The 14,854-nt window shown below is 64.3% G+C and carries 15 protein-coding genes; 6 read left to right on the top strand and 9 right to left on the bottom strand.

Features of this window, described 5'->3' with window-relative positions; genetic code table 11:
* Nucleotides 1–101: 101 nt before the first annotated feature.
* From ABIC90_RS21890 to ABIC90_RS21850, 9 genes are all read right to left on the bottom strand, one after another.
* Nucleotides 102–1,361: an SH3 domain-containing protein gene (locus ABIC90_RS21890; protein ID WP_354357810.1), complete on the bottom strand. Its 1,260-nt coding sequence runs from the start codon at nucleotides 1,359–1,361 to the stop codon at nucleotides 102–104.
* A gap of 201 nt (nucleotides 1,362–1,562) precedes the next feature.
* Nucleotides 1,563–2,339, bottom strand: a complete 777-nt coding sequence (locus tag ABIC90_RS21885) for a hypothetical protein (protein ID WP_354357808.1) — start codon at nucleotides 2,337–2,339, stop codon at nucleotides 1,563–1,565.
* Nucleotides 2,340–2,811: 472 nt separating this feature from the next.
* Complete coding sequence (locus ABIC90_RS21880) at nucleotides 2,812–3,651, bottom strand: hypothetical protein (protein ID WP_354357806.1); 840 nt, start codon at nucleotides 3,649–3,651, stop codon at nucleotides 2,812–2,814.
* A 9-nt stretch (nucleotides 3,652–3,660) separates the two neighbouring features.
* A complete protein-coding gene (locus ABIC90_RS21875; RefSeq protein WP_354357805.1) occupies nucleotides 3,661–4,299 on the bottom strand; it encodes a hypothetical protein in 639 nt (212 codons plus the stop codon).
* Between the two features lie 12 nt (nucleotides 4,300–4,311).
* Nucleotides 4,312–5,106, bottom strand: a complete 795-nt coding sequence (locus ABIC90_RS21870; RefSeq protein ID WP_354357803.1) for a TIGR04255 family protein — start codon at nucleotides 5,104–5,106, stop codon at nucleotides 4,312–4,314.
* Between the two features lie 74 nt (nucleotides 5,107–5,180).
* Nucleotides 5,181–6,209, bottom strand: a complete 1,029-nt coding sequence (locus tag ABIC90_RS21865; RefSeq protein ID WP_354357801.1) for a Bug family tripartite tricarboxylate transporter substrate binding protein — start codon at nucleotides 6,207–6,209, stop codon at nucleotides 5,181–5,183.
* A 115-nt stretch (nucleotides 6,210–6,324) separates the two neighbouring features.
* On the bottom strand, nucleotides 6,325–7,530 hold the full coding sequence (pcaF, locus tag ABIC90_RS21860) for a 3-oxoadipyl-CoA thiolase (RefSeq protein WP_354357799.1): 1,206 nt from the start codon (nucleotides 7,528–7,530) through the stop codon (nucleotides 6,325–6,327).
* A 30-nt stretch (nucleotides 7,531–7,560) separates the two neighbouring features.
* A complete protein-coding gene (locus ABIC90_RS21855) occupies nucleotides 7,561–8,214 on the bottom strand; it encodes a 3-oxoacid CoA-transferase subunit B (protein WP_354357797.1) in 654 nt (217 codons plus the stop codon).
* Nucleotides 8,211–8,912, bottom strand: a complete 702-nt coding sequence (locus ABIC90_RS21850; RefSeq protein WP_354357795.1) for a 3-oxoacid CoA-transferase subunit A — start codon at nucleotides 8,910–8,912, stop codon at nucleotides 8,211–8,213. The genes ABIC90_RS21855 and ABIC90_RS21850 overlap by 4 nt, the downstream gene beginning before the upstream one ends.
* Before the next feature lie 116 nt (nucleotides 8,913–9,028).
* On the opposite strand from ABIC90_RS21850, the gene ABIC90_RS21845 reads away from it, so the two are divergent.
* From ABIC90_RS21845 to cpaB, 6 genes are all read left to right on the top strand, one after another.
* Nucleotides 9,029–9,832, top strand: a complete 804-nt coding sequence (locus tag ABIC90_RS21845; protein ID WP_354357793.1) for an IclR family transcriptional regulator domain-containing protein — start codon at nucleotides 9,029–9,031, stop codon at nucleotides 9,830–9,832.
* Nucleotides 9,833–10,006: 174 nt separating this feature from the next.
* Nucleotides 10,007–11,131: a tetratricopeptide repeat protein gene (locus ABIC90_RS21840; RefSeq protein ID WP_354357791.1), complete on the top strand. Its 1,125-nt coding sequence runs from the start codon at nucleotides 10,007–10,009 to the stop codon at nucleotides 11,129–11,131.
* On the top strand, nucleotides 11,131–12,663 hold the full coding sequence (locus ABIC90_RS21835) for a L,D-transpeptidase family protein (protein WP_436318236.1): 1,533 nt from the start codon (nucleotides 11,131–11,133) through the stop codon (nucleotides 12,661–12,663). Before ABIC90_RS21840 ends, ABIC90_RS21835 begins: the two co-directional genes overlap by 1 nt.
* Nucleotides 12,664–13,075: 412 nt before the next feature.
* On the top strand, nucleotides 13,076–13,255 hold the full coding sequence (locus ABIC90_RS21830; protein WP_354357787.1) for a Flp family type IVb pilin: 180 nt from the start codon (nucleotides 13,076–13,078) through the stop codon (nucleotides 13,253–13,255).
* A 21-nt stretch (nucleotides 13,256–13,276) separates the two neighbouring features.
* On the top strand, nucleotides 13,277–13,777 hold the full coding sequence (locus ABIC90_RS21825; RefSeq protein WP_354357785.1) for an A24 family peptidase: 501 nt from the start codon (nucleotides 13,277–13,279) through the stop codon (nucleotides 13,775–13,777).
* A gap of 81 nt (nucleotides 13,778–13,858) precedes the next feature.
* The gene (gene cpaB / locus ABIC90_RS21820; RefSeq protein ID WP_354357783.1) at nucleotides 13,859–14,854 is read left to right on the top strand and encodes a Flp pilus assembly protein CpaB; all 996 of its coding nucleotides are present in this window, start codon (nucleotides 13,859–13,861) and stop codon (nucleotides 14,852–14,854) included.

Below are 14,854 nucleotides of genomic sequence, written 5' to 3'. Positions count from 1 at the left end.
CAAGTCCAATCCAAGAGCGTTGCGACGGCAGTGCTCATCACACGGTGTGGCTGGTGGTTATGAACCTCGTGCAATCGCGGTGTCCCACGGCTCGATCGGGCTTACAGCTTGGGCTTGGGCTTGGGCTTGGAATAGTTGGAGGGCACCCGCTCCAAGTAGCGTTTCAAGACCCACCCCGTACGGTACTCCTCGTGCAGCCAGTGGTAATACTCGACCTCTACCCAGCGGCCTTTGCGGTCGACGGCTCGCGCCACTTCATTAGGCATGAGCTTCCCCTCTACAGCCGATCCATGCTCAGGTTTTGAGCGAATGGTGGCTGTGCGCTCGCGCACGACAAAGCGCTCTTCCTGCGCTTTGGCAGCTTGCTCGAGGGCCTTCTCAACAAGGCGATTGAGGCTTTCTAGTTGGCGCAGTTGCTTGGCCGCTTGCTCCTCGTGCGTGGCCTGCTGTGCTTTTCCGGCGTTCTCTTGATAGAAGAAAATTTGGATCGTCATCCAAATGCCAATGATTGCCAGCAGCAAGCCCACTAGGGCCACCGCATCAGACTGCTTGCGGCTTAACAGTCCCTTTTCTGGCGCGTCGCGTTGCTCCTGCAGGGAGCCATCAGGCTTAATGCCAAGATGGGCCAGTTGCTCTTCTAGGCCCTCTTCTCCCATGAGCTTTGCCAAAGCCGCAGCAGAGCTCCAATCGATGGTGGGCAAGGCCACCTTGCCGATCTGACCTCGAAGCACTTTGAGAGAGGCCACAACGTCCAACAGCTCAGAGGGCACCCTCCACTGCTTGTTGATCTGCTCGAAGTCTTTGAAGTATGGGCCTATGGCACTGCCAAGCCGCACGCCCTCAAAGGCGCTGCGGGTCTGAATGCGCGCTTCTTCCATCTGCTGGGCCCACATCTTGGCCACCGACCCAACACCTGAAAGGCCAGAGAACACGTCCTTGAACTGATCGCGAATCGTGGTGCCCAAGGCGGCTTCCTTGATGAGCCGCCCGGTGGCTTCATCGCGCATGAAGCTTTTGCGGATATCGGCCAGAGGTTCGAGCATCTTCCGGATGTGCTCTTGCTGATCGCGCTGGGACTCTTGCCAGGCCTTGACGGCCTTGGATGCGGGTGATGTACCCGCCAAGAGGTCCTTGTACCGCTGTCCAGTCAGGGCCGCAGTTGAACGAGACTCGGTGAGTTCCTTGGCGATCTGCGAGTAGACAGAACCTGCCCGTGCAAGCTCTTTGAACTGCTGGGTGGCATCGACACTATGGGCAAAAGCTTCGCGCAAGGAAGCCCGCTCCTGCTCCATTCTGGCCACTTCGCGCGCAAAGGTGCTACCAACTGAGGCCGCTTCGAATTGATCAAGGTTCAGGCTCACCAAAATCTCCAGCCGCGGCCTATCTAATGACCGGGTCGAATTCGCAAGCGTCCCACGAGTAGGGGCGTTGCAAGCAAGGGATCAGGTAACCCCTTAACTCCAACATCTGGCGAACGTCGCGCTCAATGCATTGAATCTTCATATCACTATTGCTGCTCTTGGTCTGAGTTTACGAGTGCTTGGGTGCCTAGACAGACAAACTCATTGGGCCTGATGATTCAGCTTTTTGATCAACTTCTTCGTCACACTCTCTAGTGAATTTCCTAAGTCGTCATGGAAGTTCCCAATGCTGGCCGATCCAATTCCAAACGTTGAATATGCGTTTTTGAAATCACCCCATTCAAGCGACGTGTTGTCGAATTCTTTCTCGCCTCTTGCGAAGTCGAATTGCTTGTTCAGTCGAACCTGAAGATGGCCCAAGCTGCGCAGATAGTAGAGCAGAGTGTCCTTGCTGTAGTTTCCCTGGTGGAGTTCTCCAATGCGCGCTTCGTGAACCTGAAGATCTGCGAGCACGTTGGCGAAATAGTCGCCGATCTGCGGCGTGGCGTGTCTGATGCACTCGTTGAAAGCGTCCTTGTAAAGGATGGGCGCCGCGGGTGCTTTGATATGTTGGGATTGACCTTGCAAGGACCACGCTTCGTGAAGCGTTTGTGCGCTGCCCTTAAAGTAGGCGCTCAGCTCGCTCAAGGCCGCAGGCAGAAAAGCCTTGGTCGCTCTGAAATCGCGCCCCCGCTGTTTCTCATCCTTGTAGCGGGCAACCTGCAAAACAATCACGCTGGCAGCGAAGGCGAGTGCCGCTGCGTTGAAAGTCTGCCACCGGTCCCAGACGTTCTGGACGTATTCCCAACTGCCTTGCCGCGCTAGCCAGGGGTGAACGAACATGCAGTATGTATAGAGCACCGCCAACGGCAACCCCACGGGTCCAACTAGTTTTCCCACGGTGTCGATATTTAGTTTTTTCCTCAACTTCTTCTCCAAGGATTCATCCGGAAGCCACCAGATGTTGCGCCTGAAACATCGACCGCAAACGCTACCCAAGTGCGTTGAGGCTCATTTCTTGAAACTGATTTCTCAAGAAAATCGGCCTCAGCACTTAAGTGGGGCCACATGGCAATCGACGCGGGCTACCCCGCAACCCAATCAATCAATCCAACGAACATTCGCCTTCTTGATCACAACCCCAAACCACTGCGTCTCACGCGCCACAAACTGATCAAACTGCGGCCGCGTCGTCCGGAAGGGCTCGTACCCAAAGCTCTCGAAATTCTCCAGCAAATCGGGTTCCGCCAGCCCCTTTTCGATGTCGCGCTTGATCTTTCCGTCACCGACGCGGGCTGGTCCTTGGGCACGGCAATCGCGTTTCAGCCGATTACCTCGAAGCCCTTCGGTCCGCCCAATTCGGCCACGTTCGGCACGTCGGCGAGTCCAGGGCCGCGCTTGGGCAGCAGCCTTATTCGGCCAGCACAGCCTGCGGCGGCTCCGCTCCCAAGCTGATGTGCTCCAGCCGCCAGCGCTTCAATTGCTTGAACTGCTGGTAGGTCAGGACCGACTCCGACACCAGCTCGCAGGAGCGCAGTTCGATGTGCTGCCACTTCTTGGTCGGGTCGAACAGCTTGTCCCTGAATGCCTTCTCGATGGCCTTGGCTGCCGCTTCCGCCGCCTTCTCTGCCGCTTCGAAGTCGGGGTCGGCCGAATGCAGGATGGTGATGTCGAGGGTATAGGTGTCGTCAGCGCCTTCGCGCGTGAGTTCGGCACCTTCGTCCACATCGAAGAAGACGCCAACAATCAGTTCCCCATGGGGTTTCACAGCCTTGGCAATTTTCTCGTTCAGCTTGAAGTCCTTCGCGGACAGTCGACGCTCGAATTCATCGGGGAATGCCGAGCGGCGATAACGGCTGGCCAGCCACATCTGAAAGACGGCGAGGTTCTCCGGCGTCAGCTGCGCTTCGGGGCGAGGCGCAAATTCGTTCAATGCGAGCTTGTCGATGCCGACCTTGGTGGTCGCCTCGAACTCGGCCCAGAAAACCGCAGCGCCCCCAAATTCGACATTGAGCTTGCGGGCATTTTTGGCGTGGGTGCAGTTGCCGTCTTTGTCCGCGACCGGACGACCGGCGACCACCTCGATGACAGGCTCCCCTTCAGGGGCTTGGGCGAGGTCGCAGTCGTGGGTGGCGACGATGAAGAGCGTCTGCTCGGGCGCCGCAGCGTGTCGAAGCCCCAAGGCTTCGATCGCGTCTTCGCCCAGCAGATGCCCCTGACGCCATGGGGTGTCGCGATTCCACTCCGCCACGTCTTACCTTCAGGTAAGGTCGTTGGCTGCGGGAAGGTCGAAGTCGGCGCTGGCCGGCGTCTTCGCCCGATGCGCGAACCGCGCATTCATGCGTTCGCGTTGCGCCGCCTCGCGCCTTTGAATCTGGAGCAGCATCAGGGCGGCCTCCCTGGCGGACTCACCCGCCTGCGCAACCTGCATCAAAGTGCGGCCGTTGGCGAACTTGCGCTTGAGCAAGGTTGAATTGATGCTTGCGCCTCCGTGCGCCAGCACGTCAGCGGCCAGGGCGAGGTCCTGCAGTTTCGCGGCGTTCTCGTTGGCAACGGGTTCGCCATTGAGCCAGTTGTAGACAGACTGCCGCGACACACCGAACGTCGTCGCAAGATCGGAGATGGCGGGCTTCAGCACCTCGCGGATGCGCGACAGGTCTTCGGCAGGCGTGCGCGTTGGATCGACCGGCGCAATCTCGAACCCGGACACCCTGTGCTGCGCCTGCTGTGCACTGCGTTGCAGGTGCTCCAGCGAAAGCTCGCCGCCGGTGCCGATGCCGGTCAATGCGGCACCTGCGGTAGCGGTCATCCACCCCACCCAGCGAACGAGGGTGGAAGAGACGCCGGTTGCGGCCGGCCGGTCGGTAACCCAGCCGCCGTAGGTCGTTGCTGCGTTCATGGTGCTTCCCCCTTAGGCCCAGGAGGCCCGGGCATGGTCGGTCACCGTGGCGTTGAAGGACTTGACGATTTCGTCATGGAGCGCGGTCAGGCGTGCCTCCACCTTGGACAGGTCGAACGCCTCCCGCTGGCCGATGGACGCGTCTGTGTCGACGATGGCATGCAGGCTCTCGCGTTGGGTAAAGCGAGGGTCGATGGCGGGGGCAAAGCCGCCCAGTTCCAGGGGAAGGCCAACATGCCCATGGCGGATGAGAACACGCGACACAAGCTGCCCGGCGGCCATCGACACGACAGTCTCGCTGACCGAGTGCTGAAGTTGCCCCTCTCCTCGCAGCGCAAGCCCCAGCACTTCAGGCACGAGGAATTCCCGCAGCGTTTCGCCGTCCTTCGACGGCTGAACCGCGTCCAGGTACCGCAGGCCGATGCGCTCGACAAAGTCGAGGCGCAGGGCGTCGTGCAGCATGCTCAGCCCCTTCAGGAGGATCTCCGAGAAGGTTTCGAAGGTTTCGTAGTTCGTGGTCTGGAGCGAAAGCGCATTCGTCTCCAGCAGGAACAGAGTGCGCCCGGCAATGTCGCCGAATTGATAGCGCGCCTGCGGCGTCACCGTGGGCGCGGCCATCTGCCCTTGTTCTCCCCCACCGAAGGGCAACACCAGCTGCTGAAAGACTTCCTTCTTGTAATCGGGGAAATGCGCCTCACGCATCTTGGACTGGATGGCCGCGATGTAGCCATCCAAGTCCAGGACCGGGTTGAATCGGACCTGGGCAACCGTGTAGTAGACCGGGGCGTTGGTCAGCTTTTTACCCATGTGTTTCTCCTCGACCATAACTTGACAGGCGGGTTGACACTTTACACCACGGTTGACAGCCCTGACGGGCTCGATCAATCCAACGACACATTCGCCTTCTTGATCACATCCCCAAACCGCTGCGTCTCACTCGCCACAAACTGATCGAACTGCGGCCGCGTCGTGGGGAAGGGCTCGTAGCCAAAGCTCTTGAACTTCTCCAGCACATCGGGTTCCGCAAGCCCCTTCTCGATGTCGCGCTTGATCTTTTCCGTCACCGACGCGGGCAGGCCCTTGGGCACGGCGATCGCGTTCCAGCCGATCACCTCGAAGCCCTTGGGTCCGCCCGATTCGGCCACGGTGGGCACGTCGGGGAAGCCGGCGTTGCGCTGAGGCGCGGCCACGGCCAGGAAGCGCAGCTTGTTCGCGCGTTGCAGCGGGCCGGCGGTGGCGCTGCTGCCCAGGGCAAAGGCGAGTTCGCCGGTGGCTACCGAGGTGTAGAGCTGCGTCGTCTCCTTGTAGACGATGTGCTCCATCTGCGTGCCGGTGGCCGACTCGAAAAGTTCGGAGCCCAGGTGCACCGGGTTGCCGATGGACCACGAGCCGTAGTCGAGCTTGCCGGGGTTGGCCTTGGCGTCGGCAATCAGGTCGCCCACGGTCTTGTATTTGCTGTTGGTGGCAACGGTGAAGAAGAAATACGTCTTGAACAGCGGCAGCAGCGTGTCGAAGTCCTTGGCGCTGTCGTAGGGCAGCTTCTTGAAGAGCGCGGGGTACGCGGCCAGGTGCACGTTGTCGAGCACGATGATGTCGTGGCCGTCTTTCGCGCCGCGCTTGAAGGCGTCGATGGCAATGAAGCCGTTGCCGCCCGGGCGGTTCTCGACCACCACCGGCTGGCCCCACGCACGCGAGAGCTTGTCGGCCACCAGGCGGGCCACGCCGTCGGGGCCGCCACCCACCGGAAACGGCGTGATGATGCGCACGGGCTTGGTGGGAAAGGCTGCCTGCGCGGATGCGGTGGCGGGCAGCAGGCCGGCGGTGGCCAGCGAAACCGCGGCGAGTGCTGCCAGTGCGATGCTGCGGCGCGCGGCCTTGGTGGTGGTCGTCGTCTTTTTCGTGCTCTTCATTTCTCTTCTGATCCTCTTGGTTGAAAAAATGCCATCGGGCCGCTGTGTGCGCGGCTTCCGATGGCTTGGGTTCTGCTTCTGATTGGTTGTTGTGCTGAGCTGTGCGGTGTCGCGGTCAGACGCGTTCGAGGATCACGGCAATGCCCTGCCCTACGCCGATGCACATGGTGCACAGCGCATAGCGGCCGCCGCCCTTGTGCAGCTGGTTGACGGCGGTGGTGGCCAGGCGTGCGCCGCTGGCGCCGAGCGGATGGCCGAGCGCGATGGCGCCGCCGTTGATGTTCACGCGCGCGTCGTCGTCCTGCAGGCCCAAGAGGCGCAGCACAGCGAGGCCTTGCGCCGCAAAGGCTTCGTTGAGTTCGATGACGTCGATCTGGTCGATGGTCAGGCCCGTGAGCGCCAGCACCTTCTGCGTGGCGGGCGCGGGGCCGATGCCCATGACGCGCGGCGCCACGCCGGCGGTCGCCATGCCGACGATGCGGGCGCGCGGCGTCAGGCCATGCTTGGCGGCGCTGGCTTCGTCGGCCAGCAGCAGCGCGCAGGCGCCGTCGTTCACGCCGCTGGCATTGCCCGCGGTCACGGTGCCGTCGGGGCGCACCACGCCCTTGAGCTTGGCGAGCGACTCGATGCTGGTCTCGCGCGGATGCTCGTCCTTGTTGACGATGATCGCGTCGCCTTTTTTCTGCGGCACGGTCACGGGCACGATCTCGGCGTCGAAGAAGCCGGACTTCTGCGAGGCCACGGCGCGCAGCTGCGAGTTGAGCGCCATCAGGTCTTGCGCTTCGCGGCCGATCTTGTAGTCGGTGGCCACGTTCTCGGCCGTCTCGGGCATCGAGTCGACGCCGTACTGCGCCTTCATGAGCTTGTTGACGAAGCGCCAGCCGATGGTGGTGTCGTACACCGCGTTGTTGCGGCTGAAGGCGCTCTCGGCCTTGGGCATGACGAAGGGGGCGCGGCTCATGCTCTCCACGCCGCCGGCAATCATCAAGCCGGCTTCACCGGCGCGGATGGCGCGGGCTGCGGTGCCCACGGCATCGAGGCCCGAACCGCACAGGCGGTTGATGGTGGCGCCGCCCAGTTCCAGCGGCAGGCCCGCGAGCAGCGACGACATGCGCGCGACGTTGCGGTTGTCTTCGCCGGCCTGGTTGGCGCAGCCGTAGAGCACGTCGCCCACGGCCTGCCAGTCGACGTTCTTGTTGCGTTCCATCAGCGCCTTGAGCGGCACTGCGCCCAGGTCGTCGGTGCGCACGCTGCTGAGTGAACCGCCGTAGCGGCCGAAGGGGGTGCGAACGGCGTCGCAGATGAAGGCTTGGTTGGTCATGTGCTTTGTCTCTTGATTGCTTGGGTGGTTTTACGCAGCGATCGGCAGGCCGACCAGCTTCTCGAGTTCTTCGCGGCTGAGGCCCTCGACCAGGTCGACGAGCTTCAGGCCTTGCGGCGTGCATTCGAGCGTGGCGAGATCGGCGTACACGCGCTTGACGCAGCCGATGCCGGTGAGCGGATAGCTGCACTCTTTGACCAGCTTGCTCGCGCCCTGCTTGGTGAGCAGATCCATCATCACCCAGGTCTGCTTGGCGCCGATGGCCAGGTCCATCGCGCCGCCGACGGCGGGAATGGCGTCTTTCTCGCCGGTGTGCCAGTTGGCCAGGTCGCCGGTGGCCGACACCTGGAACGCGCCGAGCACGCAGATGTCGAGGTGGCCGCCGCGCATCATCGCGAAGCTGTCGGCGTGGTGAAAGAACGAGCCGCCCGCCAGCAGCGTCACGGGCTGCTTGCCGGCGTTGATGAGGTCGTAGTCTTCTTCGCCGGCCTCGGGCGCGGGGCCCATGCCGAGGATGCCGTTCTCACTCTGCAGGATGACTTCGCGGCCCTTGGGCAGGTGGTTGGCCACCAGCGTGGGCTGGCCGATGCCCAGGTTGACGACGGCGCCGTCGAAGATGTCCTGCGCCACGCGGGCGGCGAGCTGGTCCTTGGTGCGGCGTTGGTAAGTGGTGCTCATGGTCATGCTGCCTTCTTGAAACCGCCGGCCTGGGTGGCCACGCGTTCGATGCGCACCACCTGGTGCACGAAGATGCCCGGGGTCACGATGGTCTCGGGGTCCAGGGTGCCGAGCTCTGCGATGTCGTGCACGGTGGCGATGGTTTTCTTCGAGGCCATGGCCATCACCGGGCCGAAGTTGCGCGCAGCCTTGCGGTAGACCAGGTTGCCCCAGCGGTCGCCGCGCTCGGCCTTGATGAGCGCCACGTCGCCGTGAATGGGGTACTCCAGCACGTACTGCTTGCCGTCGATCTCGCGGGTTTCGCGGTCGCCGGCCAGCTGGGTGCCGTAGCCGGTGGGGCAGAAGAAGGCGCCGATGCCCGCGCCCGCGGCGCGAATGCGCTCGGCCAGGTTGCCCTGGGGCACGAGTTCGAGCTCCAGCTTGCCGCTGCGGTAGAGGCCGTCGAACACCTGGCTGTCGGCCTGGCGCGGAAAGCTGCAGATGATCTTGCGCACGCGGCCGGCCTTGAGCAGCGCGGCCAGACCGGTCTCGCCGTTGCCTGCGTTGTTGTTGACGACGGTGAGGTCCTTGGCGCCCTGCTCGACGAGGCCGTCGATGAGTTCGCCGGGAATGCCGGCGGTGCCGAAGCCGCCGATGAGAACCGTGGCGCCGTCTTGAATGCCTGCCAGGGCATCCGCGACCGAGCGCGCGATCTTGTTGATCATGAAGCTTGTCTCCGGGGTGAGGAAGAAGGGTTCCAACGACGCTGAATACAACGAGACAAAATGTTCGTCTAAAGAACATATGTTCGTATAATGAATTTTAGAGAGGATCGCTCACCATGGCAACCCAGACCACCCGGCCCGCGAAACCCACCCCACCTGAGACACCCGCCCCCGGCGACACCTACGTGCAGTCCTTCGCGCGCGGCCTGCAGGTGATCCGTTCGTTCAGCGAGAGCGCCCCGCGCCAGACGCTGAGCGAAGTGGCCGCGGGCAGCGGCCTCACGCGGGCGGGGGCGCGGCGCATCCTGCTCACACTGCAGGCGCTGGGCTATGTGGTGACCGACGGCAAGCTCTTCACGCTCACGCCGCGCATCCTCGACCTGGGCTTTGCGTACCTGTCGTCCATGCCCATCTGGAACCGCGCCGAGCCGGTGATGGAAGCGCTGGTGCAGCAGGTGCAGGAGTCGTGCTCCGCGGCGGTGCTGGATGCAACCGACATCGTCTATGTGCTGCGCGTGCCGACCAAGAAGATCATGCACATCAGCCTGGGCGTGGGCTCGCGGCTGCCGGCTTATTGCACCTCGCTCGGCCGGCTGCTGCTGGCCGACCTGGAAGACGACGAGGTGCGCGCCCGGCTCGAAGCCTCGAGCATCGAGCCGCTCACCAAGCACACGGTGACCGACATCGACGCGCTCATGGCCAAGGTGGCGCAGGCGCGCAAGCAGCAGTGGTGCCTGGTGAACCAGGAGCTCGAAGAGGGGCTCATCTCGGTGGCAGCGCCCATCGTCAACCGGCAGGGGCGCATGGTGGCGGCGCTCAATATCAGCGGGCAGGCCAATCGCACCAGCGCCAAGGTGATGCAGGAGACGATGCTGCCGGCGCTGATCGATGCGGCCAGGCAGGTGTCGCGCTTGCTTTAAGGGCAGAAGCGGCGGGCGCTCGATGTTTCAGGGCCGCCGTTCAGGCGCCGTTGCGGGCGCGACGAAAGCCGTCATCACTGTGTCCGAAGGTTAATCGGCCCACTTACAATGCCTGCCGCCATCCCTGCCCCGCTGCCAGCTGTGTTTTCTCACCCCTACGAGGTCTTGTCCGCAATGCCCAAGAGCCCCCTGCCTCGCGCCCGCTTCAGTTTTTCTCCTGCCGTGCGCGCCCTCGTCCTGGCCGTTGCGGCCTGCGGCGCGGCTCTGCCCGCACTGGCAGCCCCCGAGCACGACGAGGTCGACCGCCTGATGCAGGCCGGCAAGCTGGACGAGGCCCTGACGCGGGCCGACGCCTTCCTCAAGGACAAGCCGCGCGATCCGCAGATGCGCTTCTTGAAGGGCGTGATCCAGCTGGACACCGGCAAGCGCGCCGAGGCCATCGCCGCGTTCACGCAGCTCACGCAAGACACACCCGAGCTGCCCGAGCCGTACAACAACCTGGCCGTGATCTACGCCAGCCAGAACCAGTTCGACAAGGCGCGCGGCGCGCTCGAAAGCGCCATTCGCACCAACCCCAGCTACGCCACCGCCCAGGAAAACCTGGGCGACGTGTATGCGCGGCTGGCCAGCCAGGCCTACAGCAAGGCACTGCAGCTGGACCAGAACAACACCGCGGTGCAGCCCAAGCTGGCGGTGATCCGCACGCTCTTCACGCCGACGGCACCGGGCGCCAAGCCGACGGCGCTGGTGGCGTCCGCCGCGCCGGAGCGGCCGGCGCCTGTGGCCAAGGCGGCGCCAGCGCCTGCACCTGTACCCGCGCCTGCTCCAACTCCCGCGCCTGCGCCGGCACCCAAGGTGGCCGCCGCGCCGGCACCCGCTCCCGCGGCACCGGCCAAGCCGGCTGAAGCCGCGCCGGCCAAATCGGCGGAAGCCGCAGCGCCCGCCGCGGCGACGTCGGCCTCCACCGCCGAGATCGAATCCGCCGTGCGCGGCTGGGCCGCGGCCTGGGCCGGGCAGGACATGGACCGCTACCTGGCCGCCTACGGCCCCGACTTCACACCGGGCGGCGGCCAGAGCCGCAAGTCCTGGGAAGAAGACCGCCGCGCGCGCATCGTGGGCAAGTCCAGCATCAGCGTGAACATCGAGAACCTGGTGATCAAGGTCGACGGCCAGAACGCCACGGCCCGGTTCCGCCAGATCTACCGCGCGGACAGCCTCAACATTTCGAGCCGCAAGACGCTGGAGCTGCAGCGCTCGGGCAACCAGTGGCACATTCGCAAGGAAAGCGTCGGCGGCTAGTGACAGACATCGTCCGGCCCGGCCGGCTCCAGAATCCTCCGTTCCGCCGGAGCGGTCACTTGCTTGCAGCACTGGTGACCGCATCGGCGCTGGTGCTGGCGGCACCGGGCGCGGCCTTCGCTTCGGGCAACAGCAACAACAACAGCAGCAAGTCGGCCGGCGCCAAGGGCACGGGCAAGACGGCCAAGGGGGCCAAGGCCGCCAACGCCAGCAGCAGGTCGTCCGCCAAGGAAGCCAAGGGGAGCGCCGCTCGCCGGGACCTCAAGGACGGCAAGGGCAGCAAGTCGCAGCAGCTTCAGGCCAAGGGCCGCAAGGCGCAGCCGGCGAGCACCGCCCGAATCGCGACCGCAGCAGCAGCAGCAGCAGCAGCAAAGACATCAGCCGCCTCCAAGCCTTCGCGCAAGTCCGCCGCCCTCCAGGAGGCCAACGGCGCCGAAGCGCGGCTGATTGCCGTCTACGAACTCTTCGGCCGCGGACAGGCCCGCCCCGCGCTGGCCAAGGCTCGCGAGCTGGTGCGCGACTACCCGAACTTCCAGCTCGCGCAACTGGTGTACGGCGACCTGCTCGCCGCGCAGGTGCCGCCCACCAACGCCATGCCCGACTCGGCCGGCATCGCGCGGCTGCGCGGCAACCCGGCCATGACCGAACTGCACGAGGAATCGCGCCGGCGCCTGCAGGCCCTGCGCGACCGGCCGCCGCCGGGCACCGTGCCATCGCAGTTTCTTTCGCTCTCCACCAAAAGCCGCTACGCCATTGCGGTGGACGCCTCGCGTTCGCGCCTGTACCTGCTGGAGAACTCCGACAAGGGCCTGAAGCTGGTGGCCGACTACTACATCTCGGTGGGCAAGTCGGGCACCGACAAGGTGGTGGAAGGCGATGCGCGCACGCCGCTGGGCGTGTACTACATCACCAGCAGCCTGGACCCGAAGTCGCTCAAAGACTTCTACGGGGCGGGCGCCCTGCCCATCAACTACCCCAACCCGTACGACGTGCGGCGCGGCAAGACGGGCAGCGGCATCTGGCTGCACGGCACGCCGCCCCAGCAGTTTGCGCGGGCGCCGCTGGCCAGCGACGGCTGCGTCGTCATGGCCAACCCCGACCTGAAGCAGTTGCTGCGCAAGGTGCAGATCGGCGCCACGCCGGTGGTCACCGCGCGCAGCCTGCAATGGATTTCACCGCCGCAAGCTGAAAAAGAAGCCCAGACATTTACCAGCGCAATCAATGCCTGGAAAGATATACGGGCCAGCGGAAATGAAGCGCAATTGAAGAAATTCTATTTGCCCGATTTCCAGCGCAACAGCAAAAAGCCGGTGAACGGAATGACCGCGCCCCACGACGAAGTGGAATACGCGCAAGGCAAGCGCGTGCAGTTCAAGGACATGTCGTACCTGCACTGGCGCGACGGCGACGACACCATGGTCGCCACCTTCGGAGAAGTTTTCGAAGGCGAGAAGAGCGGGCGCACCCGGCGCCAGTACTGGCTGCGCCAAGGCAGCGAGTGGAAGCTTTTTCACGAAGAAATCCTGGGTTGAGGCCCTGTCGGCGACGGGGTCACCCCCTCGTTTCGTGATTTTTTGCCCACGCGTTACGGCTATTTTGGCCGTTACAAGTCGCTCCCCAACACCCTTTGCTACGTAACGCGTAACGGCTTTGTTCCCGTAACACGCCCCGTTCGCGCGCTCCCGGTACCGTAACGTTCCCTCCCATCTTCATGGGAGGTGCAACCGCGTTTACAGAGGGAAAGATAGGTCACCGGATTGTTAACGTGACCTGACCGAAAAACCCCCGATCCGGCCCCGGAACGCTGGCCGCGATCCTGCTAACGCATTCGCAATAGCACACCAAGGACCTCAGTTCCTCGGGTTTCCGGTGTTGATACAGGGAGTTACTCTGTATAACATTCACTTCGCCAGTCGTTGTTCAACTCACCTCAAGGGGTAAATCATGCTCAAGTCAATTACTCGTTTTCTGCGCGACGAAGAAGGCGCAACCGCAATTGAATATGGAATTATTGCGGGGCTTATTTCCATTGCGATCGTGGCTGTTCTGCAAGGAGACGATGGTTTGGGCGGCAGACTCGCAGCAGTCTTTACCCAAATTACCGGCGCTCTCGAAGATATCTGAGATCTGCACAAAGAGCGCGCTGTGGCATTGGGATTCCTGCTGTGGCTACTCCTTGTCACCATTTATGACTTCCGCCAACGCCGCGTCCCGAATTGGCTGGTGCTCGCCGGAGCCGCTGTGGCTCTCGCCGCACTCGGCCTCGGGATGCAGCCGTTCGGATTCGGCTGGACCCAGGCGCTCCTCGGCGCAGGCGTCGGCTTCGGTTTTCTGCTGGTTTTCTATGCCTTCGGGCTCATGGGAGCAGGCGACGTGAAATTCGCAGGCGCCCTCGGACTCTGGGTCGGCCTTGGCGCCCTGGCCCCCATCTGGATCGTCGCCAGCCTCCTGGCCGGCGCACACGGCGCGTTGTGGTACTTGCTGCAACGCTGGCCCCTCTCTCCGCGGCTCGCGCTCATCCTGTCGGGCCCGACCTCCGCAGCCAACGGCAGCAGCGCCACGCCGCGCCGGGCTCGCTTCATTCCCTACGCGGCCTATCTGGCCATGGCCACGGCGGCCTGGATGGTCTGGGGGCGACAGAGTTAGCAGTTTCCTGCCTCTGTCACCGCAGGCCTTTCATTCCTCACTTTCCATGATTGCTTGCCCCTCCTTTCCAGCCCGCCGCACATGATCAATCTCACCAAAATCCTCGCAGCCATCCTGGTGCTCCTGGCCATCGCACTGGGCGGCTACGCCTGGATGCTGAGCCGGCAGGCGCCCCCGCCGGCCGCCGCGGCCACCGGCCCCACCGTCGCGTCGGCGAAGGCGCAGCAGGCGCTGGTTTATCCGGTGGTGGTGGCGGCCAAGCCGCTGCCCGCGGGCCTGGCGATTCCGGCCGATGCGCTGCGCGTGGAACGGCTGACCATCAACCCCGCCGGCGCCTTCCAGGACGTCGCCGTGGCCGCCGGCCGCGTCCCCGTGCTGGACCTGGCCGAAGGCACGCCGGTCATGGAAAACCAGCTGGTCTCGGGCCTGGCCCTGCGCATCGGCGAGGGCGAGCGCGCCATCGCGGTCAAGGCCGACGAGGTGATGGGCGTGGGCAACAAGCTGCAGCCGGGCGACTACGTGGACGTGTTCATCACGCTCAAGTCCGACGGCAAGGACGTGGACCGCAGCCAGGCCCGCCTGCTGCTGTCGCGCAAGCGGGTGCTGGCCTACGGCAACGCGTCGGTCGACGGCATGGCGTCCAAGTCGGCGGACAAGGCCTCGCAGCAGGCCCAGCGCGCCGAGCCCGCACGCACCGCGGTGCTCGCGGTGCCGGTCGATGAAGTCAACCGTCTGACCATCGGCGATGCCAGCGGCCGGCTGCTGCTGGCCCTGCGCAACCCGACCGATCTGTCGGAACCCGACCCCGAACTCTTCGCGCAGTTGCCGACGGCCCTGCAGCCGCCGGCCAGGGCGGGCGAGCCGCGCCGCGCGCCGCTCGAAGGCCTGGACCGCGCCCAGGCCGGCCTGACCGCCGTCGACCTGGTGACCGGCGGCAGGGGTCCCGCCGTTCAGCCCGTGGCCGCGGTGCGCGCCACCGGCGGCGCCCCGCGCACGGCAGCCACCGGAGGCCCTGCCCGCACCGGCCTGCAGGTCGAGGTCATTCGCGGCGAGCGCAGCGAAACCGTGAACTACTGA

This window comes from Variovorax boronicumulans (genome assembly GCF_040544675.1).
Classification (GTDB): domain Bacteria; phylum Pseudomonadota; class Gammaproteobacteria; order Burkholderiales; family Burkholderiaceae_C; genus Variovorax; species Variovorax boronicumulans_D.
The sequence above is the reverse complement of the archived record's forward strand: the minus strand, read 5'-3'. Positions and strand labels throughout refer to the sequence as shown.

What these genes read in the sequence shown, in the direction of transcription:
- ABIC90_RS21875 (WP_354357805.1), bottom strand. Translation starts at nt 4,299, where the DNA reads ATGAACGCAGCAACGACCTACGGCGGCTGGGTTACCGACCGGCCGGCC.
- ABIC90_RS21870 (WP_354357803.1), bottom strand. Translation starts at nt 5,106, where the DNA reads ATGGGTAAAAAGCTGACCAACGCCCCGGTCTACTACACGGTTGCCCAG.
- ABIC90_RS21865 (WP_354357801.1), bottom strand. Translation starts at nt 6,209, where the DNA reads ATGAAGAGCACGAAAAAGACGACGACCACCACCAAGGCCGCGCGCCGC.
- pcaF (WP_354357799.1), bottom strand. Translation starts at nt 7,530, where the DNA reads ATGACCAACCAAGCCTTCATCTGCGACGCCGTTCGCACCCCCTTCGGC.
- ABIC90_RS21855 (WP_354357797.1), bottom strand. Translation starts at nt 8,214, where the DNA reads ATGACCATGAGCACCACTTACCAACGCCGCACCAAGGACCAGCTCGCC.
- ABIC90_RS21850 (WP_354357795.1), bottom strand. Translation starts at nt 8,912, where the DNA reads ATGATCAACAAGATCGCGCGCTCGGTCGCGGATGCCCTGGCAGGCATT.
- ABIC90_RS21845 (WP_354357793.1), top strand. Translation starts at nt 9,029, where the DNA reads ATGGCAACCCAGACCACCCGGCCCGCGAAACCCACCCCACCTGAGACA.
- ABIC90_RS21840 (WP_354357791.1), top strand. Translation starts at nt 10,007, where the DNA reads ATGCCCAAGAGCCCCCTGCCTCGCGCCCGCTTCAGTTTTTCTCCTGCC.
- ABIC90_RS21830 (WP_354357787.1), top strand. Translation starts at nt 13,076, where the DNA reads ATGCTCAAGTCAATTACTCGTTTTCTGCGCGACGAAGAAGGCGCAACC.
- cpaB (WP_354357783.1), top strand. Translation starts at nt 13,859, where the DNA reads ATGATCAATCTCACCAAAATCCTCGCAGCCATCCTGGTGCTCCTGGCC.